The organism is Sphingorhabdus rigui, assembly GCF_014196595.1.
Classification (GTDB): Bacteria; Pseudomonadota; Alphaproteobacteria; order Sphingomonadales; family Sphingomonadaceae; genus Sphingorhabdus_B; species Sphingorhabdus_B rigui.
Genome location: NZ_JACIEA010000001.1, coordinates 783,095 through 808,639, shown reverse-complemented (window position 1 = coordinate 808,639; position 25,545 = coordinate 783,095). Strand labels below are relative to the sequence as shown.

The 25,545-nt window shown below is 56.2% G+C and carries 24 protein-coding genes; 5 read left to right on the top strand and 19 right to left on the bottom strand.

The window, feature by feature from the left end; translation table 11 throughout:
* Window positions 1-113: 113 nt before the first annotated feature.
* Window positions 114-299: a hypothetical protein gene (locus GGR91_RS03680; protein ID WP_183940158.1), complete on the top strand. Its 186-nt coding sequence runs from the start codon at window positions 114-116 to the stop codon at window positions 297-299.
* A gap of 33 nt (window positions 300-332) precedes the next feature.
* Here GGR91_RS03680 and GGR91_RS03675 read toward each other — a convergent pair whose 3' ends face one another.
* Window positions 333-1,067 (bottom strand): hypothetical protein, encoded by a 735-nt coding sequence (locus GGR91_RS03675; protein ID WP_183940156.1) that lies wholly within the window; start codon window positions 1,065-1,067, stop codon window positions 333-335.
* 84 nt (window positions 1,068-1,151) lie between these two features.
* On the opposite strand from GGR91_RS03675, the gene GGR91_RS03670 reads away from it, so the two are divergent.
* Entirely contained in the window at window positions 1,152-1,424 is a 273-nt protein-coding gene (locus GGR91_RS03670; protein ID WP_183940154.1) for a DUF167 domain-containing protein, read from the top strand.
* A 140-nt stretch (window positions 1,425-1,564) separates the two neighbouring features.
* On the opposite strand, the gene GGR91_RS03665 is transcribed toward GGR91_RS03670, so the two are convergent.
* Entirely contained in the window at window positions 1,565-2,920 is a 1,356-nt protein-coding gene (locus GGR91_RS03665) for a HEPN domain-containing protein (protein ID WP_183940152.1), read from the bottom strand.
* A 315-nt stretch (window positions 2,921-3,235) separates the two neighbouring features.
* Between GGR91_RS03665 and GGR91_RS03660 the strand changes: the two genes are divergently transcribed.
* Together GGR91_RS03660 and acnA are read left to right on the top strand one after the other, a co-directional pair.
* Window positions 3,236-3,559 carry a GIY-YIG nuclease family protein gene (locus GGR91_RS03660; protein ID WP_183940150.1) on the top strand — a complete coding sequence of 108 codons (324 nt, stop codon included), beginning with the start codon at window positions 3,236-3,238 and terminating at the stop codon, window positions 3,557-3,559.
* Window positions 3,560-4,046: 487 nt separating this feature from the next.
* Window positions 4,047-6,722: an aconitate hydratase AcnA gene (acnA, locus tag GGR91_RS03655; protein WP_183940148.1), complete on the top strand. Its 2,676-nt coding sequence runs from the start codon at window positions 4,047-4,049 to the stop codon at window positions 6,720-6,722.
* Here the strand turns inward: acnA and GGR91_RS03650 are convergent.
* The 7 genes from GGR91_RS03650 to ribB form a co-directional block, all read right to left on the bottom strand.
* The gene (locus GGR91_RS03650; RefSeq protein WP_183940146.1) at window positions 6,719-7,570 is read right to left on the bottom strand and encodes an HpcH/HpaI aldolase/citrate lyase family protein; all 852 of its coding nucleotides are present in this window, start codon (window positions 7,568-7,570) and stop codon (window positions 6,719-6,721) included. The two genes, acnA and GGR91_RS03650, sit on opposite strands and share 4 nt — an antisense overlap.
* Before the next feature lie 91 nt (window positions 7,571-7,661).
* A complete protein-coding gene (locus tag GGR91_RS03645) occupies window positions 7,662-8,120 on the bottom strand; it encodes a MaoC family dehydratase (protein ID WP_183940144.1) in 459 nt (152 codons plus the stop codon).
* A gap of 106 nt (window positions 8,121-8,226) precedes the next feature.
* On the bottom strand, window positions 8,227-10,086 hold the full coding sequence (locus tag GGR91_RS03640) for an acetyl/propionyl/methylcrotonyl-CoA carboxylase subunit alpha (RefSeq protein ID WP_183940142.1): 1,860 nt from the start codon (window positions 10,084-10,086) through the stop codon (window positions 8,227-8,229).
* A gap of 5 nt (window positions 10,087-10,091) precedes the next feature.
* Window positions 10,092-11,693, bottom strand: a complete 1,602-nt coding sequence (locus GGR91_RS03635) for a carboxyl transferase domain-containing protein (RefSeq protein WP_183940140.1) — start codon at window positions 11,691-11,693, stop codon at window positions 10,092-10,094.
* A gap of 4 nt (window positions 11,694-11,697) precedes the next feature.
* The gene (gene ribH, locus GGR91_RS03630; RefSeq protein WP_183940138.1) at window positions 11,698-12,117 is read right to left on the bottom strand and encodes a 6,7-dimethyl-8-ribityllumazine synthase; all 420 of its coding nucleotides are present in this window, start codon (window positions 12,115-12,117) and stop codon (window positions 11,698-11,700) included.
* Window positions 12,118-12,119: 2 nt separating this feature from the next.
* Complete coding sequence (locus GGR91_RS11725; RefSeq protein ID WP_183940137.1) at window positions 12,120-12,959, bottom strand: EamA family transporter; 840 nt, start codon at window positions 12,957-12,959, stop codon at window positions 12,120-12,122.
* A 4-nt stretch (window positions 12,960-12,963) separates the two neighbouring features.
* The gene (ribB, locus tag GGR91_RS03620; RefSeq protein WP_183940135.1) at window positions 12,964-14,265 is read right to left on the bottom strand and encodes a 3,4-dihydroxy-2-butanone-4-phosphate synthase; all 1,302 of its coding nucleotides are present in this window, start codon (window positions 14,263-14,265) and stop codon (window positions 12,964-12,966) included.
* Window positions 14,266-14,368: 103 nt separating this feature from the next.
* Between ribB and GGR91_RS03615 the strand changes: the two genes are divergently transcribed.
* A complete protein-coding gene (locus tag GGR91_RS03615) occupies window positions 14,369-15,457 on the top strand; it encodes a DUF2855 family protein (RefSeq protein WP_183940133.1) in 1,089 nt (362 codons plus the stop codon).
* Here the strand turns inward: GGR91_RS03615 and GGR91_RS03610 are convergent.
* The 10 genes from GGR91_RS03610 to GGR91_RS03565 form a co-directional block, all read right to left on the bottom strand.
* On the bottom strand, window positions 15,444-16,748 hold the full coding sequence (locus GGR91_RS03610; protein ID WP_183940131.1) for a metal-dependent hydrolase family protein: 1,305 nt from the start codon (window positions 16,746-16,748) through the stop codon (window positions 15,444-15,446). The two genes, GGR91_RS03615 and GGR91_RS03610, sit on opposite strands and share 14 nt — an antisense overlap.
* 4 nt (window positions 16,749-16,752) lie before the next feature.
* On the bottom strand, window positions 16,753-17,556 hold the full coding sequence (locus GGR91_RS03605; protein WP_183940129.1) for a TIGR03084 family metal-binding protein: 804 nt from the start codon (window positions 17,554-17,556) through the stop codon (window positions 16,753-16,755).
* 5 nt (window positions 17,557-17,561) lie between these two features.
* On the bottom strand, window positions 17,562-18,827 hold the full coding sequence (locus tag GGR91_RS03600; protein WP_183940127.1) for an acyl-CoA dehydrogenase family protein: 1,266 nt from the start codon (window positions 18,825-18,827) through the stop codon (window positions 17,562-17,564).
* Window positions 18,827-20,158: a phosphotransferase family protein gene (locus GGR91_RS03595; RefSeq protein WP_246337036.1), complete on the bottom strand. Its 1,332-nt coding sequence runs from the start codon at window positions 20,156-20,158 to the stop codon at window positions 18,827-18,829. The genes GGR91_RS03600 and GGR91_RS03595 overlap by 1 nt, the downstream gene beginning before the upstream one ends.
* Window positions 20,155-20,550 carry a ribose-phosphate pyrophosphokinase gene (locus GGR91_RS03590; protein WP_246337035.1) on the bottom strand — a complete coding sequence of 132 codons (396 nt, stop codon included), beginning with the start codon at window positions 20,548-20,550 and terminating at the stop codon, window positions 20,155-20,157. The genes GGR91_RS03595 and GGR91_RS03590 overlap by 4 nt, the downstream gene beginning before the upstream one ends.
* Before the next feature lie 8 nt (window positions 20,551-20,558).
* Window positions 20,559-21,500 (bottom strand): NAD(P)H-dependent flavin oxidoreductase, encoded by a 942-nt coding sequence (locus GGR91_RS03585; RefSeq protein ID WP_183940123.1) that lies wholly within the window; start codon window positions 21,498-21,500, stop codon window positions 20,559-20,561.
* A gap of 4 nt (window positions 21,501-21,504) precedes the next feature.
* A complete protein-coding gene (locus tag GGR91_RS03580) occupies window positions 21,505-21,918 on the bottom strand; it encodes a DUF1330 domain-containing protein (RefSeq protein WP_183940121.1) in 414 nt (137 codons plus the stop codon).
* Between the two features lie 122 nt (window positions 21,919-22,040).
* The gene (locus tag GGR91_RS03575) at window positions 22,041-22,685 is read right to left on the bottom strand and encodes a TetR family transcriptional regulator (protein ID WP_183940119.1); all 645 of its coding nucleotides are present in this window, start codon (window positions 22,683-22,685) and stop codon (window positions 22,041-22,043) included.
* Between the two features lie 54 nt (window positions 22,686-22,739).
* Complete coding sequence (gene dinB, locus GGR91_RS03570) at window positions 22,740-23,804, bottom strand: DNA polymerase IV (RefSeq protein WP_221204245.1); 1,065 nt, start codon at window positions 23,802-23,804, stop codon at window positions 22,740-22,742.
* A gap of 57 nt (window positions 23,805-23,861) precedes the next feature.
* Entirely contained in the window at window positions 23,862-25,544 is a 1,683-nt protein-coding gene (locus GGR91_RS03565; RefSeq protein WP_183940115.1) for an AMP-binding protein, read from the bottom strand.
* Window position 25,545 lies beyond the last annotated feature (1 nt).

The following is a 25,545-nucleotide window of genomic DNA, read 5'->3' as shown; positions in this document are numbered from 1 at the left end:
CAATGGGCGCGGCTGAACCAGCTTGCGTGCGAAAGGCGCGGCGGACGGAAGTGTTAGAGCGCAGGGTGCACCTATGTTAAGGACGCGCTGAAAATCTCTCCAAAGGACAGCCCATGATCCCCTTCGTTATGATGACCGATAACCGCGGCCAGCGCATATCGGTGAACCCCGAAATCGTCCAATTCGTCCGCACCGCCGACAATAGCGATAATGAATGCCTGATCGTCTTTGGCAAGGATCAGCTGCTGCGCGTGCGCGGCACGTTGGATGAAGTTACCGATCTTTTGCGTCAGGGATAGACCACGCGGGCGATGCACCGCATATTGCCCCGACTAATCATCAAACAGCTCATTGGGGCCCACCAATCCCGACGCAACCAGCACCGCCATGGACTGGTTCGGCCACCCGTCGGGCAATGGCTGATGACAAGTGGGGCATGCCACGCCCTGCCGCCCATATTCTTTCAACCGGTTGCGGATTTCGGTCAGCTTGGCGATAAACTTATCCTTCGATGTTTCGGGGTCCTCAATCTCGATCTTCCGCCCATAATCGTCAAAGCGCTTGTGCCGTTGCCATTCGTCAAAGCTTAACAGATCATCGGGCAATTTGCCCCCCGGCAGCGCGCCCGTCCCCGCCATATCGCCGCGTTTGAGCAACAGGCCAAGGATCGCGTCCGACGGCGTAATCCGCCGTTCATATTCCTGCCCGCCGCGAATGATCACCGTCTCCCGCCCCTCCACCGCGCGCTTATACGCAATCGCCAACAGCCCCTGCCCCGCCCGGTCCAGCGCATCCTCCCATGCTTGCGCGAATAACGGAAAGCGCCGCTTCATCCGGTACGCCGCCGCATTGGAAACCCCCGCCACCCGCGCCGCATCGCGCACACAACCGGTATGGCCCAAGGCGTCAAAAAAGCGCTGCGTCCGCTCCTCCGTCCACCCGTCATGCCGCACGCGCAATCCGGGCATCAACCGGTTGCGGTTCACCCGCGGCCCGGACGGAATGCGCTGCGCCGAATCGGGCAATATTGTCAAAACAAGGTCAGAAGCGTTGGTTTTGCGTGCCATATAAACTCCATTGGTTCATTATATAAAATATAATAACCTATATGGAATGTTGTAGGAAAGCGGTTCCTGCGCTATCGCACCAACATGGCTGCACCCACATTGACCCCGGAAGCGATCACCGCGCTGATATCCGACCGAAACGAGCTATCGCTGCGCGTGGTGCCGGGGGCAAAGGTGGAAAAGGCCGCGATTGAAAACGGCGCCCTCAAAATCTGGCTCCGCACCGCACCGGAAGATGGCAAGGCGAACAAGGCCGTGCTGGCCATCTTGGCCAAGTTGCTGGAAGTATCGGTCAGCCAGTTGGAAATCACCCACGGCCAAACCGCGCGGGACAAAAGGGTGCGGGTTTTGGTGTGAGGGACGGGCCGCAGCCGTCGTGAATCAGCACACTCCGTTACCCTTAGTGAATCATCCCACTCCGTCACCCTGAACTCGTTTCAGGGTCTTACTTCCCGACCACGGTGACTAGCAGGAAACTGCGAAGCGCACGCACCTAATCATTCCGTCAGAGGAAACACCAATTCCTCCCATTTCGGCCGAAATCCATCAGAGAGATGAGCATCAATTGCCTTGGCAATTCCGGCCTTTAACAGAGTTCGAACGTTCGATGCAGCCAGAGCAACCTTATCGTCATCGACCATCGAACCATGCACAATATCGCTGCGTAGTTTGTACGCGTCTCGCATTACCTTAAAGGCAGCGCGTCGCTCCATGTTGGTTCCATCGTGCCAGAGCGCGGCATTTTGCGATAATTGAAACGACAGTTCGGCCTTACTGTCTATCGTATAAATAGACTCTGCGGCGATCATAAGATCGACGAGGCGATCCTGAGGTAAAACCCGAGTTTCTGCGTAAAACAAGCGGCGCATGGCGTTACGCAACGCTTTGGCGGTTTTATTGTTGTTGGGACCGGTACCAGAAACCAGCTTCCAGACATGAATGAACCTTGCCGATTGGTCGTCTGTCAACGTCACGCCGTAATCAGGAAATAGAAATCTAATTCCGCCAGGCCCTGCCAAATAGCCAGTTTCGCCTCGACTTAAAATCCCGCGCGATGAAAATCGAGGTGCGTGGGAATTTCCACCGCCATGATAAGCAACGAAGTCGGTAACGACCGGTGCGACGGATAAAAACATTTCAAGGCATTTGTCGCGACGATTACACTTCTCCGCCAAATCGTCTGGCGTCGTTTCGATGTGGCCCAACAATTTTTCGAAGCGTTCATTTAAAACAAAACCATACCAATCTGTTTGATTTGGATCGAGAACCGTTTGCCCCTCATAAACGTCGATTATTTTGAAATTCAATACCGACAGTTTTTCTTGCTCGGTCAAAGGTCGAAAACATTGCTCATCATCTAGGTACAGTGGCTGGCGCACGCGCATTCCACAGATTGGCCAAACCGTCGTCATTGTAACGTAATCATCGTTAAATTCGTTGATCAAATTGGTAATTCGATCCGCTGTGCCTTCAACGTCGGTTAGAGAAAAACCTTGTCCGCCAATATATGGCGTGGGAAGCAGGCTATAACAGAAATCTTTAGCTGAATGTTGGCTTGTACCGTCATAGGGTGTGCCAACTGGTATATCGCAATGCATTGCCATCCGAGTGTGATTGCGCGACATTTCTTCAAGAGTTTTCCACTCTGCATTTTCGTAAAGTAGGTTTTCGATCATCGGTGGATGGAAGAGAACGTGTCGATGTCCAAGGACAATTCGACCATCTGGATCGCAAGCCCATCCCTGCCCTCCGGCGACTATGACTGAACCGTCGCTACTAATATTGTGAAGGTTATTGATTGCAGTTTGCGTCCAACGCCACATCGCATCGAACAGTTCCGAATCTTCTACCATGCCGTAACCAATATGTTGGAAAAACGCATCATCAGCTCCCTCTGATTATAATGATGAAGCGAACGTCTAATTTGTCAATATTTGTGACAAATTGGACATGGCCGTGCTGTTTCTTATTTTTTGCGATGTCCAGAATTAAGACCCTGAAACAAGTTCAGGGTGACGAGGTGGGGCAATAGAAGGCGGCGAGGAAGGGCAAAGGCACGGCCGTTCAACACCCACCCCGTCATGCTGAACTTGTTTCAGCATCTTAATTTTTCTTAAACCCCCAATGTTGGAAAACCCCCGCACGACCATGCAAAATTTGGAACCAACATGACCAAACGCCTCGATTTTCAGCCCTGTGTCTACATCATGGGCAGCTTCAATGATCAGGCGCTCTACATCGGCGTGACATCGGATTTGATGAAACGCATAAGCCAGCATCGCGAAGGATTTTTCGACGGGCATAGCAAGAAATACAATATCCAACGGCTCGTGTTGTTTGAAATATTCGCGACAATGGAGGCCGCCATCGCGCGGGAAAAGCAGCTGAAAAACTGGCACCGCCAATGGAAGATAAACCATGTCACCGCAACCAACCCGACATGGCGCGATCTGGCAGAGGATTTGGGTTTTCCTCCGCTGCCGGTTTACTGATGCGGGCAGAGCCAAAACGCGTGCGGGGCGGCACTGCCAGACAACGCCGCAACCGCGCCCACACACCGTCACCCACAAACTCGGCCGCCTCCCCTCCGTCACCCACACATTCCATCACCTCCCCACACCGTCACCCTGAACTCGTTTCAGGGTCTTACTTTTTCCCACACCGTCCAGAATTAAGACCCTGAAACAAGTTCAGGGTGACGAGGTGGGGTGTAACATGGCCCGCCGCCGCCACGCCCCTTCCCCACCCTCCCTTCCTACTCTTCGTGCCTCCCCGCGCCAAAAATCCTCCATCCACCCACCGGCAATTTTCCCCGCCGCCACCTTGCACCCCCACCCCATCCGCGCTAAGGCGCGGCCAGCAAACGAATCTCCCGCTTTTACGCTGGTTTGACGCGCGTTTCATGGGTTGCAGCAAGCGCCTACCGTGTCGTCTTCCCCATCCGGCCAAAAGCCTCAATTTTGAAGGGGTAGTACCAACATGACCGCAATCGGATTAGACAGCCTGCAAACCCGTTCCACCTTGACCGCTGGCGGCAAGACGGTGGATTATTTTTCGATCAAAAAAGTATCGGAAAAATTGGGTGATGTGTCCCGCCTGCCGTTTTCGATGAAGGTATTGCTCGAAAACCTGCTGCGTTTTGAAGATGGCGGCTTCACCGTTTCGGTGCAGGACGTGCAAGCCCTGATCGATTGGCAGAAAGACCCCAAATCGACCCGCGAAATTCAATATCGCCCTGCCCGCGTTTTGCTGCAGGATTTCACTGGCGTGCCGTGCGTGGTTGATTTGGCCGCGATGCGCGACGCGATGACCGCGTTGAAGGCGGACCCGTCGAAGATCAACCCGCTCGTCCCTGTGCATTTGGTCATCGACCACAGCGTCATGGTTGACGAATTCGGCCACCCAAAGGCAGCCGAACAGAATGTGGAAATCGAATATCAGCGCAATGCAGAACGGTACGACTTCCTGAAATGGGGTTCAAAGTCGCTGAATAACTTTAAGGCTGTCCCTCCTGGAACCGGCATTTGCCATCAGGTAAATCTTGAACATATCGCGCAGGCGGTTTGGACCAGCGCAGCCGAAGATGGCACGACCATCGCCTATCCCGACACCTGCGTTGGCACCGACAGCCACACGACGATGATCAACGGCCTTGGCGTGCTGGGTTGGGGCGTTGGCGGGATTGAGGCGGAGGCCGCGATGCTTGGCCAGCCGGTGTCGATGTTGATCCCTGAAGTTGTTGGTTTCAAACTGACCGGCGCGTTGGCCGAGGGCGTGACCGCGACCGACCTTGTGCTCACCGCCACCCAAATGCTGCGCGCCAAGGGCGTGGTTGGCCGCTTTGTCGAATATTATGGCCCCGGCCTTGCGTCCTTGTCGCTGGCCGACCGTGCGACGCTCGCCAACATGGCGCCCGAATATGGCGCGACCTGTGGCTTCTTTGGCATTGATGACAAGACGCTCGATTATCTGCGCCTCACCGGCCGTGCCGAAGACCAGATTGCATTGGTTGAGGCGTATGCCAAGGAACAGGGCCTTTGGGCCTATGCCGATATGGCGGACCCGATCTTCACCGACACGCTTGAACTCGACATGGGCAGCGTTGTCCCATCGCTTGCCGGACCAAAGCGTCCGCAGGACAAGGTTGTGCTCACGCAGGTCGACAATGTGTTCAACGACGATCTTATCAACGTCTACAAGCATGACAGCGCAAAGCGCGTCGCGGTTGAGGGCAAATCGCACGATATTGGCGACGGTGACGTGGTGATTGCGGCGATTACGTCGTGCACCAACACATCGAACCCAAGCGTTCTGGTGGCCGCCGGATTGGTTGCGCGCAAGGCGAATGCCTTTGGTCTGAAGCCCAAGCCATGGGTGAAGACATCGCTTGCCCCCGGTAGCCAAGTTGTGACCGATTATCTCGACCGTGCAGGCCTGACCGCGGATCTCGACGCGGTTGGCTTTAACCTTGTCGGCTATGGCTGCACGACCTGCATCGGTAACTCCGGCCCGTTGGCAGAGCCTATCTCCGCCGCGATCAACGGCCATGACATTGTTGCCGCCTCGGTCATTTCGGGCAACCGCAACTTTGAAGGCCGCGTGTCGCCCGATGTACGCGCGAACTTCCTCGCATCGCCGCCCTTGGTGGTTGCCTATGCGCTGAAGGGCACCGTGACCGAAGACTTCACCACCACGCCAATTGGTCAGGCGACCGACGGTTCGGACGTGTATCTACGCGATATCTGGCCCACCAATCAGGAAGTGCATGATGTCATGACCGCAAACATCGACCGTTCGATGTTCACCGCGCGTTATGCGACCGTCTATGAAGGCGATGCGCACTGGCAGAAAATTCAGGTCGAAGGTTCGGACACCTACACATGGCGTGCCGGTTCGACTTATGTCGCTAACCCGCCCTATTTTGAAGGGATGAGCATGACGCCGGCACCGGTGATGGATATCATCGAGGCAAAGCCGTTGGCGATCTTGGGCGATTCCATCACCACCGACCACATCTCCCCCGCCGGAAGCATCAAAGCGGACAGCCCGGCCGGAAAATTCCTTATGGAACATCAGGTTAGCAAGGCTGACTTCAACAGCTACGGCGCCCGCCGCGGCCACCACGAAGTCATGATGCGCGGCACCTTCGCCAACATCCGCATCAAGAACGAAATGGTCCCCGGAATCGAAGGCGGCATGAGCAGCTACAATGGCGAAGTCATGCCCATCTACGACGCCGCCATGAAGCATAAAGCCGACGGCACGCCACTGGTGGTCATCGCCGGTAAAGAATATGGCACCGGTTCGTCCCGCGATTGGGCCGCAAAAGGCACCAACCTCCTCGGCGTCCGCGCAGTCATCGTCGAAAGCTTCGAACGCATCCACCGTTCGAACCTGGTCGGCATGGGCGTTTTGCCATTGCAGTTCATGGAAGGCGAAAGCCGCACGACCTTGGGCCTAAACGCAGATGACAGCTTCACGATCACCAGCGTCGGAAAGCTTCAGCCGCGCCAGACGGTCACCGTCATGGTCACCCGTAAGGACGGCAGCACGTTCAATTTCGACACGCTGTGCCGCATCGACACCGCGAACGAGGTTGAGTACTTCATGAACGGCGGCATCCTGCACTATGTGCTGCGGAAACTAGCCGCCTAAACGCGCGCTAAGATCGACAGCGCCGCCTTCAAATGCGGCGCGTCGATCATTTTCCCGTCGATTTGTAACACACCCGCTCCGGGGTTGGCGGCGAATGCATCAACGATCGATTGGGCATGCGCAATCTGCTCGGGCGATGGTGTGAAGCCGGCGTTAATCGACTTTACTTGCGATGGATGAATGGCAAGCATTCCGGTAAAGCCATCCCGCGCCGCGCGCGAAACATAGGCTGACAACCCAGCCTCATCGCTGATATTCGGAAAGACCGTATCGATGGCCGCAACGCCAGCGGCATGCGCCGCGAAGAGCGTCAGGCTGCGCACCATCTCATACGGCGCTGTGTAGCGACCATCGGCCTCACGCGCCGTTGCGGCGCCAACCGCCGCGGGCAAATCCTCCGCCCCCCAGCTCACACCCGCCAGATAATGCGAAACTTCGCGCAAAGTGCCCAGATCAAATACAGCACCGGGGGTTTCGGTCGCGATCGGCAAGATCAGCGGGGCTTCGCCATCCTGACTGTCCGCCACCGCTGCGGCTTCTGCGCGGAGCCAATGGACCGAACGTGCCCCCTCCGCCTTGGGCAGGACAATGCCGTCCGGCATATAGGGCAAAACCGACGCCAGATCGTCATGGGTCAAATGGCTATCCTGCGGATTTACGCGGACAAACACCGGCACGGACCGGTCCCCTGACAAAAACTCCGCAGTCGCCTCACGCGCAGCAACCTTGCGGTCCACGGCAACCGAGTCTTCCAAGTCGATGATAATCGCGTCGGCACCGCTGGCGGATGCCTTGGCGAAACGATCAGGCCGGTCGCCCGGGACGAAGAGCAGTGAACGCAGTTTCATGGAGGCGACGCCTTTCAACTTCATCATAGCCCTGAGCCTGTCGAAGGGCGCTTATCGGCGGGGCGTGCTTCGACAGGCTCAGCACTACGGCCTAGATATCAGCCGGCGCTTTCTTTAGCAACGCCGCGCGCTCACAACTGCATACTACCTCGTCGCGCTGATTGAGGCATCGGTGCAGGAACGTTACAACGCCGGCATCAGGACGCGACTTGCTTTCTTTTAGCCCAATCACCTCGGTTTCGGCGCGGAGCGTATCTCCGATAAACACCGGTTTAGGCATGATCAGCTTGTCATAGCCAAGGTTCGCCACGAGCGTACCCAAGGTCGTGTCGCCAACGGACAGCCCCACCATGAGGGCAAAGGTAAAGGTGCCGTTGACGAGGATTTGACCAAACTCGCTCGCCTTTGCTGCCTCTGCATCAATGTGCAGCGGCTGTGGGTTATGGGTCATGACCGAGAACAGCAGATTATCGGTCTCAGTCACCGAGCGCCGGATGTCATGGACGATAGTGTCGCCGATTTGCCATTGATTGAAATATTTGCCTGCCACTGTCAGCTCCCGCTTCTTAGTTAGTTATCACGAACGTGTTTCGGGATAACACGCGACGGTGATCCGCTATCCTGAAACACGTTCAGGATGACGAGACGTTTATCCATCACTCCGCCGCCTCGATCCGCACCAACAAGGCCTCGACCTGCACCTGCGCGCCGGCTTCTGCGTTTAGCTCCGCAACCACCCCGTCAAAGGGGGCGGTTAGGCTGTGTTCCATCTTCATTGCTTCGAGCGTGAGGAGCCTCTGACCCTTGGTCACCACATCGCCCGCCGCGACGTCCACCGCGATGATCCGGCCCGGCATGGGGGAGAGTATGCCTCCGTCATGCGCTGAAGCATGCGCGCCGCCTGCATAGCGATAAGGTTCGACCCACCAAGTCTGCCCATTTCCAGTCTGGAAAAATCCGCTTGGGGCGTTCTGGCTAAAAACGAACGGCCGCGGGTCGACATATTCAACAATTGGAATGTCGACTTCGGTTGCAATCCCGTCAACCGACAGAACCGCCTTGTGATTGCGATCCCCGTTGAGCCTGAACCCCGCAATGGCCTGATGGGTATACTGCTCTGCGCTCCGCGCCAGATCATTAATATCCGCGTTCTCGTCAGGCATCAAATCGTCGCCCGCGCGCTGTAGCAGGCCGGTATCGACGTTGCCGGACGCAAAATCAGGATGCTCAAGCGCGTTGATAAGAAACGCAGCATTGTTTTTAACCGGCCAAATTTTGCTGTCGTTCAAAGCCCATGCAAGCGACTGTATCGCGCCTTCGCGGTCCAAATCATGGGCGATCATTTTGGCAATCATTGGGTCATAAAATGGTGAGACTTCGGACCCCTGACAAACGCCGGTATCAATCCGGACACTGCCGTCGAGCTCAAAAAACTCTAACCTGCCAACGCTCGGCAAGAAGCCCTTCGCCGGATCTTCGGCATAAAGCCGCGCTTCGATGGCATGACCATCAATGCGCAACTCATCTTGCCGAAGCGGAAGCGGTTCACAGCTCGCCACGCGCAACTGCCACTCGACAAGATCAACGCCAGTGATCTCCTCGGTCACGGGATGTTCGACCTGCAACCGCGTGTTCATTTCCATGAACCATATCCGGTCGGCGCGCAGGCCTTCGGAGGCGTCGGCGATGAACTCGATTGTACCTGCGCCGACATAATCGACCGCCTTGGCGGCCTTAACCGCCGCCGCGCAAAGCTGTTCGCGCGTTGCTTCGTCCATGCCTGGCGCAGGGGCTTCCTCGATCACCTTCTGGTGGCGGCGTTGCAGCGAACAATCGCGTTCGAACAGATGGACGATATTGCCGTGCGTGTCGCCAAACACCTGCACCTCAATATGGCGCGGGCGCTGGATATATTTTTCGATCAGGACATGCGCGTTGCCGAAAGACGCGGTGGCTTCGCGCTGACAAGAGGCGAGCGCGTCGGCGAAGTCCGCCGCGTCATCGACCTTGCGCATCCCCTTGCCGCCGCCGCCCGCGACGGCCTTAATAAGCACGGGATAGCCGATTTCTGCGGCTTGTTGCCCAAGGAACGCCGGGTCTTGATTTGCACCCATATAGCCGGGGGTGACGGGCACGCCCGCCTCCGCCATCAATGCCTTCGCCGCATCCTTCAGCCCCATTGCGGTGATGCTGGCCGGTGCCGGCCCGACCCAGATGAGGCCAGCGTCGATCACGGCCTGCGCAAATTCGGCGTTTTCGGAAAGAAAGCCATAGCCCGGATGGATCGCCTCGGCTCCGCTGGCCTTTGCCGCGGCGATGATCTTCTCACCCACCAAATAGCTCTCACGCGCCGCAGACGCCCCGATATGCACCGCCGCATCGGCTTCCCGCACATGCAGCGCCTTGGCATCGGCATCCGAATAGACCGCAACGGTGCGAATACCCATCGAACGCGCCGTGCGGATGATCCGGCAGGCAATTTCGCCACGGTTGGCGATGAGGAGGGATTTGATCATCTGACTCACATCCGGAACACCCCAAAGCGGGGCGCCTCCTCGACGGGTGCATTCAGCGCTGCGGCAAAGGCCAGCCCCAGCACATCGCGTGTCTGCGCCGGGTCGATAATCCCGTCATCCCACAGGCGCGATGTCGCGTAATAGGGGTTGCCCTCGTCTTCATATTTCTGCCGGATGGGCGCCTTAAATGCTTCGGCTTCTTCTGGCGTCCATGTCGCAGCGTCGCGGTGGACGGTCGCAAGTACGCTCGCGGCCTGCTCGCCGCCCATCACGGAAATCCGCGCATTGGGCCAAGTGAACAGGAAGCGTGGGCTATAAGCCCGTCCGCACATGCCGTAATTGCCCGCGCCAAAGCTGCCGCCGATCAAGACGGTGATTTTGGGCACGCTCGCGGTGGCGACGGCGGTGACGAGTTTTGCGCCATGCTTGGCGATGCCCTCCGCCTCATATTTGCCGCCGACCATGAAGCCGCTGATGTTCTGCAGGAACAGCAACGGTATCCGCCGCTGACAGGCAAGTTCAATGAAATGCGCGCCTTTGACCGCGCTTTCCGAAAACAACACGCCGTTATTGGCGAGGATCGCGACGGGCATGCCCCAGATATGCGCAAAGCCGCAGACCAAGGTCGTGCCATACAGCGCCTTGAACTCATGAAATTCGCTGCCGTCGACCAACCGCGCGATGACTTCGTGCACATCATAAGGCGCGCGAACATCGTCGGGGATGACGCCGTAAAGTTCGTCGGTGTCGTATTTGGGGGCCCGTGGTTCCTTTAAATCAATGCCGGGTTTGTAGGTTGGCCCTAAGTGGCTGATGATATCGCGCACGATGGTCAGCGCATGTTCGTCATTCTCCGCGACATGATCGACCACGCCCGATTTGCGGCCATGCAGATCGCCGCCACCCAAATCTTCGGCACTGATTTCTTCACCCGTCGCGGCCTTGACCAATGGCGGGCCGGCCAAGAAGATTGTGCCTTGGTTGCGAACAATGACGCTCTCGTCGGACATCGCCGGAACATAGGCGCCACCCGCGGTACAACTGCCCATGACGCAGGCGATTTGCGGAATGCCCTTGGCGCTCATATTCGCTTGATTGAAGAATATACGCCCGAAATGCTCGCGGTCCGGAAAGACCTCGTCCTGATGCGGCAGGTTCGCACCGCCGCTGTCGACCAGATAGATGCACGGCAGGTGATTGGCCTCGGCAATTTCCTGTGCGCGCAAATGCTTTTTGACGGTCATCGGGTAATAAGTTCCACCCTTCACCGTCGCGTCATTGCACACAATCATGCACTGTCGCCCGGAAACACGGCCTACCCCGCAAATCAAACCCGCGCCGGGAATCTCGCCATCGTAAAGGTCATTGGCCGCAAGCTGGCCGATTTCCAAAAATGGTGAGCCGGGATCAAGCAGACGTTCGACACGCTCGCGCGGTAGCAGTTTGCCACGCGATGTATGCCGCTCGCGTGACTTTTCATTGCCGCCCAATGCGGCTTCGGCAACCTTTGCCCACAGTTCATCGCGCAGCGCACGGTTGTGCGCGACACGTTTTTTGTAGTCGTCAGATTCGGTGTTGATTTGGGTCGATAAAGTCGGTGCGCTCATCGTTTCAGTTGAAACGATTTTGCAGATTTAGCAAGGCCATCGCAGCAACAGCTGCCTCGCCGCCCTTGTCTTTCTGCTTGGGATCAGCGCGAACAATGGCTTGTTCTTCATTCTCGACGGTGAGGATGCCGTTACCGATGGCAATGCCGTCCATCGTCAACGCCATGATACCGCGCGCGCTTTCGCCAGCGACGATTTCGAAATGATAGGTTTCCCCGCGAATAACGACGCCAATGGCGACAAAGCCGTCATATAATTGCGCTTCGGCGGCCATCGCAATCGTGCCGGGAATTTCCAGCGCACCAGGAACGGTGATGACTTCGACCTCATGCCCCTTGGCTTTCAACGCGGCTTTTGCACCGGCGACCAGCATATCATTCAAATGGTCGTAGAACCGCGCTTCAACTATTAAAAACTTTGCCATTATTATCCTGCTCCCAAAATGATTGCGGCGGCACCAGATACTATCAGTAATCCCGCGGCGATGCGCCATTGATCTAAACGCTCTTTTAGCATCAGCGACGCCAAGACAAGCGCAATTAACACGCTGGATTCGCGAATGGCAGCCACCAAGCCGACCGGAGCGAGCCGGACAGCGAACGACCAAGTCGCAAAAGAAATCAACGTCAGCAAACCGGCTTGCCACCCGATTGGCCATGCCAACCGCAAACGCGGCACAGCGTCTCGCCGAAACCGCCACGCCAGATAGATCGGCAGCAAAATGCCGTCGGTAACAAATAGCCATGCCAGAAAAGCAACGATGTCGTCCGCTTCGCGCATGCCCTGCGCCGCGACTAAACTATAAATGATTGTCGTAAGCCCCGTGAACGCTGCCGCGCCCCAGCCATGACGGCTCATCCCCCGACCAAGCGCCAGCGCCAGTATTCCCAACGTTATCGAGAAAATACCAAAAATTGCAGGGATGGTCAGTGTGTCGCCGAGATAGAAAACCCCCAAAATCGCCATTGCGAGCGGCACCACCCCGCGCGCTACCGGGTAAGCATGGGAGAAATCGCTGAGTTCGTAAGACACAACCATCGTAAGTTGGTTGATGAAACTCAGCAGCGCAAAGCCCGCGAGTAACAGCCACAAATTAGGCGACAAATTTCCCGCCCATAGCGCCACGGGCAAGGCCAAGGCTGCACATAGCAAGGCCGACCAGACACGCACCGCCAACTTGTCTTCACCCGCCTTTAAATAGGCGTGCGATGTCGCCGCTGTAAAGGCGGACACCCCTGCCAGAGCAAGGCCGGCGCTGACCGACACGCGGTTATTCGCCTCCGGTGCCGGGGATCGCGCGCTCGCCCACAATGGACAGGCCATAGCCTTCGAGGCCAACCAGCGTGTGATGCGTGTTGGTCAGCAAAATCATGTCATGCACACCCAGCTCGGTCAGGATTTGTGCACCGCCACCATAATCGCGCAGCTCTTCGATTTCGGGCGCGCCAGCCTGCTTGCCTTCGGCGCGAAGCTGCATGAAACGCGAAACCATACCCTTCATCGGCTTGTTAATCACGACGATAACGCCAGAGCCTTCGGCAGCAATGGACTCCATCGAACGCGAAAGAAGCCCGGAACGCTCGTTTTCTTCGCCGAACACGTCCACAAACATCGACATGGTGTGCATACGGACAAGTGTCGGCTTTTCGGGATCGATACGCCCTTTCACCAGCGCCATTGTCTCGTCGCCAGTGGCTTTGTTGTAAAAGGTCATTGCGACCCATTCACCGCCCCACTTGCTTTGAAACTTCATTTCCGCGCGCTTTTCGACCAGATGGTCATGCTGACGGCGATAGGCGATTAAATCGCGGATCGTGCCCATTTTCAAATTGTGCATGCGGGCAAACGCGACAAGGTCATCCATCCGGGCCATGGTGCCATCGTCTTTCATGATCTCACAGATCACGCCCGACGGATTGAGACCGGCAAGACGGCTGATGTCGACGGCCGCCTCGGTATGCCCTGCCCGCACGAGAACGCCGCCATCGCGCGCGGTCAGCGGGAAGACATGGCCGGGGGAAACAATGTCGTCCGGCCCCATGGAGGCATCGACAGCCACCGAAATCGTGCGTGCGCGGTCAGCGGCGCTAATGCCGGTCGTGACGCCCTCGCGCGCTTCTATGGACACCGTAAAGGCAGTCTGCATGCTTTCGCGGTTCTCGCGCGCCATCGGCGTCAGGCCAAGCTGCTCGCAGCGCAGCTTTGTCATCGAAAGACAGATCAGGCCACGGCCATGGGTCGCCATGAAGTTGATCGCGTCCGGCGTTGCCATTTGCGCTGGAATGATAAGGTCGCCTTCATTTTCGCGGTCTTCATCATCAACAAGGATATACATACGGCCATTGCGGGCTTCTTCGATGATTTCTTCGATCGGAACGAGCGCTGGCGTGTCATCGTTCGAAAAGAGATAGCTTTCCAACTTACGCAGTGTTTCCGCCGTTGGATTCCAGCCGGCGTCATCCAGATCACGCAAGGTATTGGCATGAAGACCCGCCGCACGCGCAAGCCCCGAGCGGGACAAGCCACCTTCGTTGACGAGATTACGAAGCTTTTCAATTAACTGGGTGGACATATGACCTCCAACATTCGCAGAATAGCGAAACATGATTCGCTATTTTCACACTGCAATGTGATTGTCAAAGCATGAATCACATTGATGTGTTGGAGAGACGGTAATGGCGCAGACAATATGGGTAAACAAAGCGAAGCTTTCGGAAAATATGGTCCATGATGCTGACCTGCCCATATTGGCGGATGGCGCGCTCCGGCTGAAAATCGAAAGCTTCTCGGTAACCGCAAACAACATCACTTATGCCGTCATTGGCGATATGTTCGGATATTGGAACTTCTTTCCGGCTGAAGGCGCGTGGGGCGTCGTTCCCATGTGGGGGCACGCGGTGGTCACCGAATCCCGCCACCCCGAAATCGGGGTTGGTGAGCGCGTATACGGCTATCTTCCGATGGGTACGCATTTGGACGTCTTGCCCGGGAAAGTGAGCGCCAGCGGCTTCACCGACACCGCAGCCCATCGGCAGCCCATGAGCCCGATCTATAACCAGTATAGCCGTATCAATGCGGACCCCGAGCATGATCCCACCAAAGAGGCAGAGCGCATGCTATTTGGGCCTTTGTTCAAAACGGGCTTTCTCATTGAAGCCATGTTCCGCCGCGAAGATTGGTTCGGCGCGCAGAATTTGGTCATGACCAGCGCGTCATCGAAAACGTCCATGAGCCTCGCGAGCGTTGCGAAGGACTTGTCGCCGCATATCAAGCGGATTGGCCTGACATCAAAAGGCAATGTCGCATTCGTTGCCAATTCAGGTCTCTATGACGAAGTCATCGCTTATGATGACGTTGGCAGTTTGCCGGCTGCTGCCTCGGTAGCCGTTGATTTTGCCGGCAACAGCGGATTGCTGCGTGGCATTCATGACGCGCTTGGGGAGCATCTAAAATATAGCTGCCTTGTCGGCGCAACGCATGTCGATGCACGCGGCGCGAACAGCCCGGGCGGCAACGGCGACGCAATGCCAGGCCCCAAGCCCATTCTTTTCTTCGCACCCGATCACGCCGTCGCCACCATTCAGGAACTTGGTCCAAAAGGCTTTGGCGAAGCGGTTGCCACAAGCTGGAAAAGCTTCCTTGGCGCCGTGGACGGTGTCGTGGAAATCGATGAACGCACTGGAATAACGACAGCTATTCCCGCGTTCACCGACACATTTCAGGGCAAAGCAGATCCCGCGATCGGGATTATCATTCGTCCTTAAAAACCCGGCCGTCCTTCATGACGAACTTCACCGCTTTCAAAACGGTGACATCTGATGTGGGATCACCTGCAACGGCAATAAGATCGGCAGCTTTGCCGGGTTCAAGGCTGCCCACTTCCTTCTCCACGCCTAACAAAGTTGCCGCGTTCATCGTCGCAGCCTGAATGGCTGCGCTGGCGGGCATGCCATGCTTGACCATCAGCTCGAACTCGTCAGCGTTCTTTCCATGTTTTGAGACACCAGCATCTGTCCCGAACGCAATTTTCACACCGGCAGGATAGGCCTTTTCAAGACTTTTACCCGTAACGCCAATGCGCCATTTAACCTTTGCCAACACGTCTGGTGGATAGGCATTGGGGTTCGCAGCAAGCCGTTCAATGTACCCATTCACGGTTGAGAGCGTCGGAACATAATATGCGCCCGCCGTTTTGAACAATTTGATGCTCGCATCGGTCAGCATCGTCCCATGTTCGATAGAGTCGGCACCAACGGCAAGCGCTGCATTAACGCCATCATCACCATGAGCGTGCACGGCAATTTTCTTACCATATAAATGTGCGGTATCGACCAATGCCTTAACTTCATCGTCAAACACTTGGCGGCCAAGCCCCGAGCCGATGCGGCTGTTAACGCCGCCAGTTGTCGCAATTTTGATGACATCTACGCCGCGCCGAATTTGCTTACGCACAGCCTGACGACAGCTTTCGACGCCATCGCACAGATTGTCTTGGTTGATACTGTCGTGCAGATCTTCCGAAACCGAAAGTGTCGCATCCATATGTCCGCTTGTCGTCGAAATAGAGCGCCCGGCATCGATGATCCGCGGCCCCGGTAGTTCACCGGCGGCAACGGCATCGCGGAGCGCCAATGTCGCGCCACTGCCATCGCCCAAATTGCGCACCGTGGTAAAACCCGCCATCAGCGTCTTCTTTGCGTTTCCGGCGGTACGGTATGCAGCGCGGGCAGGACTATCGGTCACAGCCTCAATCAACGCTGCATTGCCGCCCGCGTCGCTACCGAGATGCACATGGCTGTCAATCAAACCGGGAAGCACAAACTTGTCCTTCAAATCGATCAACTTTGCCCCCGCTGGTCCGGCCTGATACCCGACCAAAATCTCGGCCACCTTGCCATTACGAATGATGACCGTAGACGGACCGCGCGGCGCTGTTCCCGGCTTATCGAGCAATTGCCCGGCATGGACGACGGTGACTTGTTCTACCGTCTGGGCCGCAAGGGGAGAGCTTGCCAACAAAGCCGCACTCAGTGAAACAAAAGCAAACATCTTCATTCGTTCAAACTCCCCTATTGGCCATGCAGCGCGATCCCGCTGGCGGCGGATCTTGCGGTGGACCGGCAAAACATTGTGCAACGGACATCCACTGATGCGCGACTTCTCCGGTGACTGCAAGCGACGTATCGGCAATGTTGCGGCATTGCGTCACAACCTGACAAAATTCGGTCGCGCTGCCGGTAATCATCCCACTGTCCGACGCCTCGCCATATTCCCATATCGTACCGGATGGCGCAGTCAGACGGATCTGCGGCATTGGCCCCGGCGGGTCTTGGCGCCGGTTTTTCCACGTAAAGCCCCATGTATTGACGCCCAACCGGACGATATTGCCGATGCGGTCCGTATCCTCACGCGCGACGCCCAAAACATCATAAACCGCCTGTGCATGCGCCCATGTTTCCATGAGACGCGCGGTTATGGAACTTAGCGCGCTCATATCGGGCCCGACCCATTTCAGCCGCAGTTTCGGATCGGCCTTGGCAAAAGCCGCAGCAACGGCCTCAGCCCGTTCCAGCCACGCATGGAGCAAAGCCTGTCCAGAGAGTCCGTCCAAATAGGACGCCTCAAAAGCAGGTAATTTCCCGCCCCGGACTCCCTCCATCATCGCGGTAACAAATGCACCAAATGCCGCTTCATCCTGCAACGACAGGTCGACCGCGATATTCCAGACATGCAAATGCCGGATGATGTTGTTGATCGTCCATCCTTTGAACTGCGTTTGCGTTTCGAAATCCAAATCGGACAGTGCAGCAAGAAGCCCTGCCAATGCTCTGCTCTCTTCCAAAAAGTCGGTTGCCTGCTGCATCACCATCACCCCATAAATCCGAATAAATGTCCCGCCACTTTGCGCATCTGGATTTCCTCTGCACCTTCGGTAATGCGGTAGCGCCGATGGTGTCGGTAGATATGCTCGAACGGTTTATGGCGTGAATAGCCAATCCCGCCATGCACCTGCATCGCGAAGTCCGCAGCGTTGCAGACCAACCGATTTGCCTTGTAATTACACATGCTGACTTTGTCCGATAACCGCACTGCGACTTCAGGCTTGGTCATGCTGTCCATTTCGGCGGCGGTCTTGTAAATCAAAAGGCGCAGCATCTCCGCGTCGGTTTGCAGTTCGACCAATGGGAACTGAATGGCCTGATTTACCGCAAGAGGTTTGCCAAATGGCTTACGCTCACGTGCGTATTTCACCGCTTCATCGATGCAATATTGGGCCGCGCCGAGCGAACTTGCGGCTTGGCGAATGCGGTTCTCGTGCACAAAATGCTGCGCAACAGCCAGGCCATTGTCCAATTCCCCAAGGATGGCGCTTTCCGGCACCCAGACATCGGTGTATTTAACCTTGGGGTGGTCGGTGGGCATATTGAACGTCCACATATATTCGCCAATTTCAAATCCTGGCGCGTCCGTTGGCACGACAAAGCACGTAATGCCGCGTGCTTTGCCATCTTCGCCGCTGGTGCGCGTAAAGGTCATCACATGCGATGTATAGGGCAGTCCGGTCGTCCACATCTTGTTGCCATTGATGCGATAGCCTGCAACGCCGTCACGCATTTCAGGCACGGCGCGCGTATCCATATGCGTCGCGTCGGAGCCATGATCTTCTTCGGTCAGGCCAAAGCTCCACCCCATTTTGCCCTCGAGCATCGGCGGAATAAACGCGGCCTTTTGCTGCGGCGTTCCAAAATCACGCAGCATCAAAACCTGCACGAGATTGCCTACAATGCTGCTTTCGTTCTGCAGGTCGTTATGCAGCCCTAACCCCTTATGCGCCAAATGATGCCGGATGACCGCCATCGCCAGGTTGGACCCATTTTTCCCGCCAAATTCTTCCGGGATCGCAAAGCGATAGTGCCCGGCCTTGTCCGCCACCTGCCGCATTTCGGCCAGCAATGCCCACCAATCGGCACGCGGATGGCCGTCATTTTCCCAATCGGTCCGCGCATTTTCCCGGCGATGATCAAAAAAACGTATATTGTCGTCGCGCGCCTCGATCGGCTTGATCTCCCGATCAATGAACGCGTCAAGTTCGGCCAAATAGTCGGTAATCTCTGTGGGAATTTCGAAGAGCATTAGATTGTCCATTTTTTTCTGGCCGCGGCCAAGCCTGAATATTTGGGTTGGTCAGCCGCAAGTTTGGCGAGCGATTGCGCCTTTAACTGGGCCAGCAACCCCGGGGTGGTGAGTGATTGTCGACCTGCTAATAATGCATCGCAAAGCGACCTATCATGCACGTTTAATTGCGCAGTCGCTTCGCGCTGCAACATGCCCAGTGCGTTCACGGCGACGGCAGCCATGAAACGGTCACGTCCCTTTGCCTGCGGTTTGATATCGGTCTCAATCCAACGCGCGAGCGCCTCCAGCATTTCTGTTGCGGATGGCTCCCCCAGCCGTCGAGGTGCTGCAGGTGACGGCAGCGCAATGGGGCCACGTTCGGTTTCAGGCGCATCCTCTTCCAATAGCATCAGCAAATCAATTTCGGTTTCCGAAGTACGCCGTCCAATCACGGCACGCTCTAACCCTTCATCGAGACCACTGCGCCAGATATCGGCCATTTGCAGGCAGCAGACGCCCCACCACAACGTCGAATAGACAAGCCACCAACGGAAGCGTTCAGGTTCGACCGATGTACCGCTCACGCTTTCATAGGCGGCAAAAAATTCGTCCAACGGGCCAATGCCAAATGCGGGCCGGTCAATATATCCAAACCGCCAGCTGTTAATGCAGCCAAAGGCGAGATCCTGATGCCGGTCCCCCAGATGCGCCAATTCCCAATCCAGAACAGCTGCGAGTCCATCAGCATCCGCCATGATATTGCCCATGCGAAAATCGCCATGAAGCAAGACTGCGGGAACGGGCGCAGGCAAATGGTCCTCAAGCCATTTAAACGCGAGCGCCATCACCGGGCGATCGCCGCCAAAGTTGATGAACCGTCCCCGCAACTCGGCCAGCAAGCTCTCCGCGCTGGTTTCAGGTAACTGCGGCAGCGTATCAGACCGCACCGCATGAATTGCGGCGAGTTCACGTGCGAAATCATGCAACAATCCCGGTGGAGCGTACGGCAAGATCTTTACAGGGTTAACCTCTGCCTCCACACGGCGCATCACATAGCCGGTTCCAAGATTATCCGCGGCCGTTACCTCACCCAATATTTCTGGTGCCTTCACGCCCGCCGCAAAGGCCGCGCGAACGACAGCCGCCTCCACGTCATGGCCATAAGTTCTGCCCGCCATCATGTCCGCCGATGGCGACCGCCGCAGCACATATCCCTGCCCCGCATAATCAAACGACCAGCTGTCCATGTTGGCGCCGCCAGTCAGCCGGACAAGGCTCTCAACGTCGGCGGTTCCCCCGAACACCCGCCGCGCAAAGGCCGTGACCAATAAGGCGATATCGTCGCTCAAACGGGTTGCCCTTGCCAATATGCAAATATGCCGTCCTGTAACTGCCGGATATGGGCTTGCGCTTGTGGCCCGGTCCATTCGCCCTGATAGTCGGTGCGCCCGGTCCACCACCCTTGCCCCGGCAGGCCGTGGCCTTCGCGCACCACGAGCACGGCAAGCGCGGGTCGACCTTCGGCAAGTGTAATCTGGTCAATCTTATCCAACGTCTTGCAAACCGCGCGCATCTTTGGCCGTGTAAACCGGAAACCAAGGTTCAGCAGCAACTCAGAATAGCTGATTGCCCGGCCATCGCGCGCGCATTGCTCCAGAATTGCCTTAATCCGTGCAACATCGTGCAGCGCGGAAACATCCGCCGCGGGATCGCTCAGAAATTCTTCAAGGACAGGGTCCAAAGTGGCTCCTAAAGATAGTCGTTGCGCATATTGTTCATCACGTCGTGAAATTCTTCCATGACTTCGTCGATGATTTGTTTGGCAGGCTTGACCGTATCAATCCGTCCGGCAACTTGTCCGGACAGCGCGATCGCGGCCTCCATGTCACCGCCAAAATACAAATCGAGCACGCCGCGCATTTCGCCCATAATATTTTCTGATGGCGTCACATCCAGCTTTTCGGTCCGGTCGGTACGCAACGCACGCAACGCGGGGCCCGGGCCATGACGGTTCAGGAACAGCGTGTCGGTTTCCTTGGCATTGATGATCGCGTCTTTCCAGTTTTGATGAACTGGGGATTCCGCCGCGCTGACCATCCGCGTGCCCATTTGCACCGCTTCTGCGCCAAGCGCAAAAGCCGCCGCCATCGTCCGTCCGCAGACCATACCGCCAGCTGCGACAATCGGCACGTCAACTTTGCTGCGGATGAGCGGCAACAGGACCATGAGCGCAACATCTTTGGGATTTTTAAACCCGCCGCCCTCGCCGCCTTCGACAACCAAGCCATCGACGCCAGCCTCAATCGCCTTCAACGCGCCGGCCAAAGTCGGCACAACGTGAAATACGGTTAGCCCTGCAGCCTTTAACGGACCGCAATATTTGTTCGGGTCGCCTGCCGACGTCGTGACAAACTTAACGCCCTGATCGACCACAAAATCAACGATGCCGGGATCACGGACAAAGGCTTGCGCAATGTTCACGCCAAAGGGCTTGTCCGTCAGTTCGCGCATCTTGATGATCTCTGCGCGCACTTCCTCCAATTGGCCGGACGACGTTTCAATGATGCCAAGTCCCCCGGCGTTTGAAACGGCCGAAGCCAGTTGCGCCCGCGCGATCCAGCCCATGGGGGCCTGAATGATCGGATATTCAACGCCAAGCAATTCGGTGATGCGGTTTTTAATAGGTTTCATAATGTCAGCGTCCAATCTGGCTCGTGCGGATGTTGAGTTGGCCGGCGAGGCCAGCTTTGCGATGAACTTCAATCGCCCGATATTCCGGGGAGGACATCATTTTCTGCATGGCCGCCAGCGACGGATATTCGACCAGCGCAACCATGTCCCAAAGCTCTTCAACCTCGCCAATCATCAGGCCCGTTACGGGCCCGGCATAAATCTGCCTGCCATCGACCGCGGCGAGACATGCCTGAATAGCCTTGCCATAACGGGCATAAGCCCTAGCGCCACTAAGGTCAGCATCGCTGCCATCGGCATATTCTGCGGTCTCTTTGAATTTCAGAAGGTTGACCATCACAAAGGGTCCATTTTCAGGACCGCCGAAAAAGGACGTGATTTGCTCCGTGCCTGGAAAAACGGCGTTTTCTACCCGCATCGTTGTTCGCTCCCCCTAATTTAATCATCTGCTTAAATCAGAGGAGGCGTGTTGTAAAAGCGAATATGTGCTGGTCGCTACATTGCCGTGATGACGATAAGTTTGAAGGCCAATATGGGCGGTTAAGACACGATTTTCATATGCGAACCGGGCACCGATTGCGTCGCTATCTTTTTACCCAGCCCTTGAAACACGGCGTCCACAATCATGGCCAATTTGGTAACGCTTAGCTTCGTTGTCCCGATGTAAAAAAGTATGTCGGGGTTTGTATAGCAATGCAGCATTTGGTTGATGAGCGACACCGCCTCGTCAATAGACAGGCCTTGGAAATAGCCTTGATCCATTGCTTCGGCCACGATGATCGCAAGATAATGGTCGCCAAGGTCCACGTAACCGCGCACCACTTCGAAATGTTGCTGACCAATTTCCAGATAGCTTTTTAACAGCTCGGGCTCAGCCTCATACTGCTCGACCGAGGCCAAATAGCGCCGGGCAAAATATTGGTACATTTTGTCGCGAACCGGCAAGTCGGACTCGGTCACTTCCACCATGATACGGATTTTTTCCGCGAAGAAACGCTCGGCTACAGCCTCTAACAACGCTTCCTTGTTGTCGAAAAAGCGATACAGGTTCGACGGCGACATACCCGCCGCCGCGGCCAAATCGGTCATGGAAATATCGACCGAACCGCGTTTGCGAACAAGGTCATCGACGACTTCAAGCAACGCAGTTCTACCGGCTTCTATATCAGTTTGTGGCCGCGCCATTCTGCTTCCTGTATTATAACTGCATAACAGTTTTCTGATATAACGCCGATTGTTTCATTTTTCAACGTGATCAAATGTGAACTGTCCTTGCATGGCTGGCGCTGTTGCAATCTCGCCTTGATCAACAAGTCCCGACAATGTCAGCCCAAGCAAACGAACGCCCATTTCGACGGGCAAAATCTGGTCCAAAAGCGCATGCCCCAGCGTCGCGATTGCCGAACGGTCAGATAATATGTGCCCAACCGTCCGCGACCGTGTGACGGTCCGAAAATCGGAATAACGCGCCTTTAAGACCAAGGTTTTTCCTTGAGCCTGATTACGGTCGATACGATCCCAAACGATCTCGACAATATCGTCTAACGCTTCGCGTAATTCATCCTCGCTGCGTTTATCTTCGAAATAGGTGCTTTCAGCGCCGATGGATTTACGCACAGCATTTGCGTTGACGGGGCGGTTGTCGATCCCGCGCGCCGCATGAAACAGATAAGCGCCCCAACTGCCAAAATGCTGCGACAGCCAAATCTCGTCCTTTTGGGCAAGGTCTGCACCAGTATGCACGCCCAACTTGGCCATTTTTTCAGCCGTGCGTGGCCCCACACCGTGGAACCGCCGCACCGGTAAGCTTGCCACAAATTCCGGTCCCTGTTCGGGCAGTATCACGCACATGCCATCAGGTTTATTTTGGTCGCTTGCCAGCTTGGCGATGAATTTGTTGTAGCTCACGCCAGCGCTTGCCGTCAGTCCGGTTTCTTCGCGAATGGCCGCGCGAATGGCTTTCGCAATTTTGACGGCGGACCCAATGCCCTGTTTATCGTGCGTGACGTCAAGATACGCCTCATCCAGCGATAAAGGCTGAATTACATCGGTGTGCCGGGCAAATATCTCCCGAATGTGACGCGACACAGCCTTGTACGCCTCAAACCGCGGCTTCACGAAAATAAGGTCCGGACATTGCCGCAATGCAGTTACCGAAGGCATGGCAGACCGCACGCCAAATGCCCGTGCTTCATAGCTAGCCGCCGCCACAACGCCGCGTTTGGACGATCCGCCGACGGCGACCGGCTTACCGCGCAGTTCGGGATTATCACGCTGCTCTACGCTGGCGTAGAACGCATCCATATCAACATGGATGATTTTGCGTATTTCTCCGGTGTCGGCCACCACGCAACCGAATGCTTAGGACCCGACCGCGGAACGCAACGCCTTGCGGTCAAGCTTTCCGATCATGGTTTTGGGCAGGACGTCGAGGATGGTGACACCTTGAACCCGTTCATGCTTGCCAAGACGCGGGTTCAGCCATGTCGTCAATTCGGCACCATCCTCCTCAGCGCCATCGTGCAATGTTACAAATGCGCGCGGTACTTCGCCGAGATACGCATCCGGCACGCCAATAACGAGCGCCTCTTTGACCGCAGGATGCTGGTAGAGGACATCTTCGACCTGACTTGGGAACACCTTGAAGCCACCCACCGCGATCATGTCTTTCAACCGGTCAACGATGTGGATGAAGCCGTCTTCGTCAATCGTCGCAACGTCGCCTGTGCGCAAATATTTGCCTAGAAATACCTCGGCATCCGCATCTTTGCGGTTCCAATATCCGCACATCGTCTGCGGACCTGAAAACACCAATTCACCCGGTTCACCGTCCGGCGCTGGCTTGTTCGGGTCTTCCTTGTCGACCAATTTCACATCTGTCCCGGGAAGGGGCTGACCAATGCTGCCGATCTTGTTGATACCTTCGTAAGGATTGCAAGACACAACGCCTGAGCTTTCGGTCAGCCCATAACCTTCGATCACCACTGCGCCCGTTATCTTTTCAAAACGTTCTTTCAATTCCGCCGCCAAAGGTGCGCCACCCGAGATACATACGCGCAAGCTGGTGAAATCGGTCTTTGCAATATCGGGGCAATCAAGCAGCGCCTGATACATTGTCGGCACGCCGGGCAATGATGTCACTTTTGTGCGGTTAATGGCCGCCAACGCAGCGCGCGCCTCGAAACGTGGCAGCATGACAATTTCGCCGCCATTGACGACGGTGCGATTAAGTACAGTTGCATTGGCGAACACGTGGAAGAACGGCAACACACCCAGAATCCGGTCATCTGCGGGACGATTGGGCTGGTTCACCTCGCTGTGCGGATCAAGCATGTTAATCTGCCGCGCATTCGCTGTTATATTCTGGTGGCTGAGCATCGCACCCTTTGGCGTACCTGTCGTCCCGCCTGTATATTGAAGCTGCGCAATGTCTTGTTCCGGCGCGCAAGGCTGGACGGCATAATCGCCATCATTTGCGATCAGCGCCGCATAATGGGTAATTCTGCTGTCGTCAGGTATTGCGGCAATGTCGCTGCGTTTCAGCAACCGATAGGCCCAGCTTTTCGCCTTGGGCAATGCTTCGGCGACGCTGCCCACAATCAGTTCCTTCAGGCTGCTATTGTCCAGAACCTTGATAGCGGTCGGCAGCAATGCCGCAGCTGAAACGGTGAATAAAATAGACGTGCCGCTGTCCGCCACCTGATGCGCCAGTTCATCAACGGTATATAAAGGCGAGAAGTTAACCACGGTCGCCCCGGCGGCAAGCGCGCCATAATAAGCCGCGATATATTGCGGGACGTTCGGCAGAAAGAGACCAATGTGGTCACCCTTGCCAATACCTTTATCCTGAAGACCACGGGCAACCCGCCGGACGGTGTCCGCCATATTGGCGTAGCTATATTTACGACCCATGAAATCGGCGATTGCCGCACGGCCCATCCGTTCGGCGGACTGGAAAAACATATCGTGCAAGGCCAACGGCGCAAAATGTTGGTCCCATTTTACAGGGTGCAGGTAACGACTGTTCCAGATATTTTGGGTCATG

Excerpts from the sequence above, each read along its gene's own strand:
- GGR91_RS03680 (WP_183940158.1), top strand. The coding sequence starts at position 114 with ATGATCCCCTTCGTTATGATGACCGATAACCGCGGCCAGCGCATATCG.
- GGR91_RS03675 (WP_183940156.1), bottom strand. The coding sequence starts at position 1,067 with ATGGCACGCAAAACCAACGCTTCTGACCTTGTTTTGACAATATTGCCC.
- GGR91_RS03670 (WP_183940154.1), top strand. The coding sequence starts at position 1,152 with ATGGCTGCACCCACATTGACCCCGGAAGCGATCACCGCGCTGATATCC.
- GGR91_RS03665 (WP_183940152.1), bottom strand. The coding sequence starts at position 2,920 with ATGGTAGAAGATTCGGAACTGTTCGATGCGATGTGGCGTTGGACGCAA.
- GGR91_RS03660 (WP_183940150.1), top strand. The coding sequence starts at position 3,236 with ATGACCAAACGCCTCGATTTTCAGCCCTGTGTCTACATCATGGGCAGC.
- acnA (WP_183940148.1), top strand. The coding sequence starts at position 4,047 with ATGACCGCAATCGGATTAGACAGCCTGCAAACCCGTTCCACCTTGACC.
- GGR91_RS03650 (WP_183940146.1), bottom strand. The coding sequence starts at position 7,570 with ATGAAACTGCGTTCACTGCTCTTCGTCCCGGGCGACCGGCCTGATCGT.
- GGR91_RS03640 (WP_183940142.1), bottom strand. The coding sequence starts at position 10,086 with ATGATCAAATCCCTCCTCATCGCCAACCGTGGCGAAATTGCCTGCCGG.
- GGR91_RS03635 (WP_183940140.1), bottom strand. The coding sequence starts at position 11,693 with ATGAGCGCACCGACTTTATCGACCCAAATCAACACCGAATCTGACGAC.
- ribH (WP_183940138.1), bottom strand. The coding sequence starts at position 12,117 with ATGGCAAAGTTTTTAATAGTTGAAGCGCGGTTCTACGACCATTTGAAT.
- ribB (WP_183940135.1), bottom strand. The coding sequence starts at position 14,265 with ATGTCCACCCAGTTAATTGAAAAGCTTCGTAATCTCGTCAACGAAGGT.
- GGR91_RS03615 (WP_183940133.1), top strand. The coding sequence starts at position 14,369 with ATGGCGCAGACAATATGGGTAAACAAAGCGAAGCTTTCGGAAAATATG.
- GGR91_RS03610 (WP_183940131.1), bottom strand. The coding sequence starts at position 16,748 with ATGAAGATGTTTGCTTTTGTTTCACTGAGTGCGGCTTTGTTGGCAAGC.
- GGR91_RS03605 (WP_183940129.1), bottom strand. The coding sequence starts at position 17,556 with ATGCAGCAGGCAACCGACTTTTTGGAAGAGAGCAGAGCATTGGCAGGG.
- GGR91_RS03600 (WP_183940127.1), bottom strand. The coding sequence starts at position 18,827 with ATGCTCTTCGAAATTCCCACAGAGATTACCGACTATTTGGCCGAACTT.
- GGR91_RS03585 (WP_183940123.1), bottom strand. The coding sequence starts at position 21,500 with ATGAAACCTATTAAAAACCGCATCACCGAATTGCTTGGCGTTGAATAT.
- GGR91_RS03580 (WP_183940121.1), bottom strand. The coding sequence starts at position 21,918 with ATGCGGGTAGAAAACGCCGTTTTTCCAGGCACGGAGCAAATCACGTCC.
- GGR91_RS03575 (WP_183940119.1), bottom strand. The coding sequence starts at position 22,685 with ATGGCGCGGCCACAAACTGATATAGAAGCCGGTAGAACTGCGTTGCTT.
- dinB (WP_221204245.1), bottom strand. The coding sequence starts at position 23,804 with ATGGATGCGTTCTACGCCAGCGTAGAGCAGCGTGATAATCCCGAACTG.
- GGR91_RS03565 (WP_183940115.1), bottom strand. The coding sequence starts at position 25,544 with ATGACCCAAAATATCTGGAACAGTCGTTACCTGCACCCTGTAAAATGG.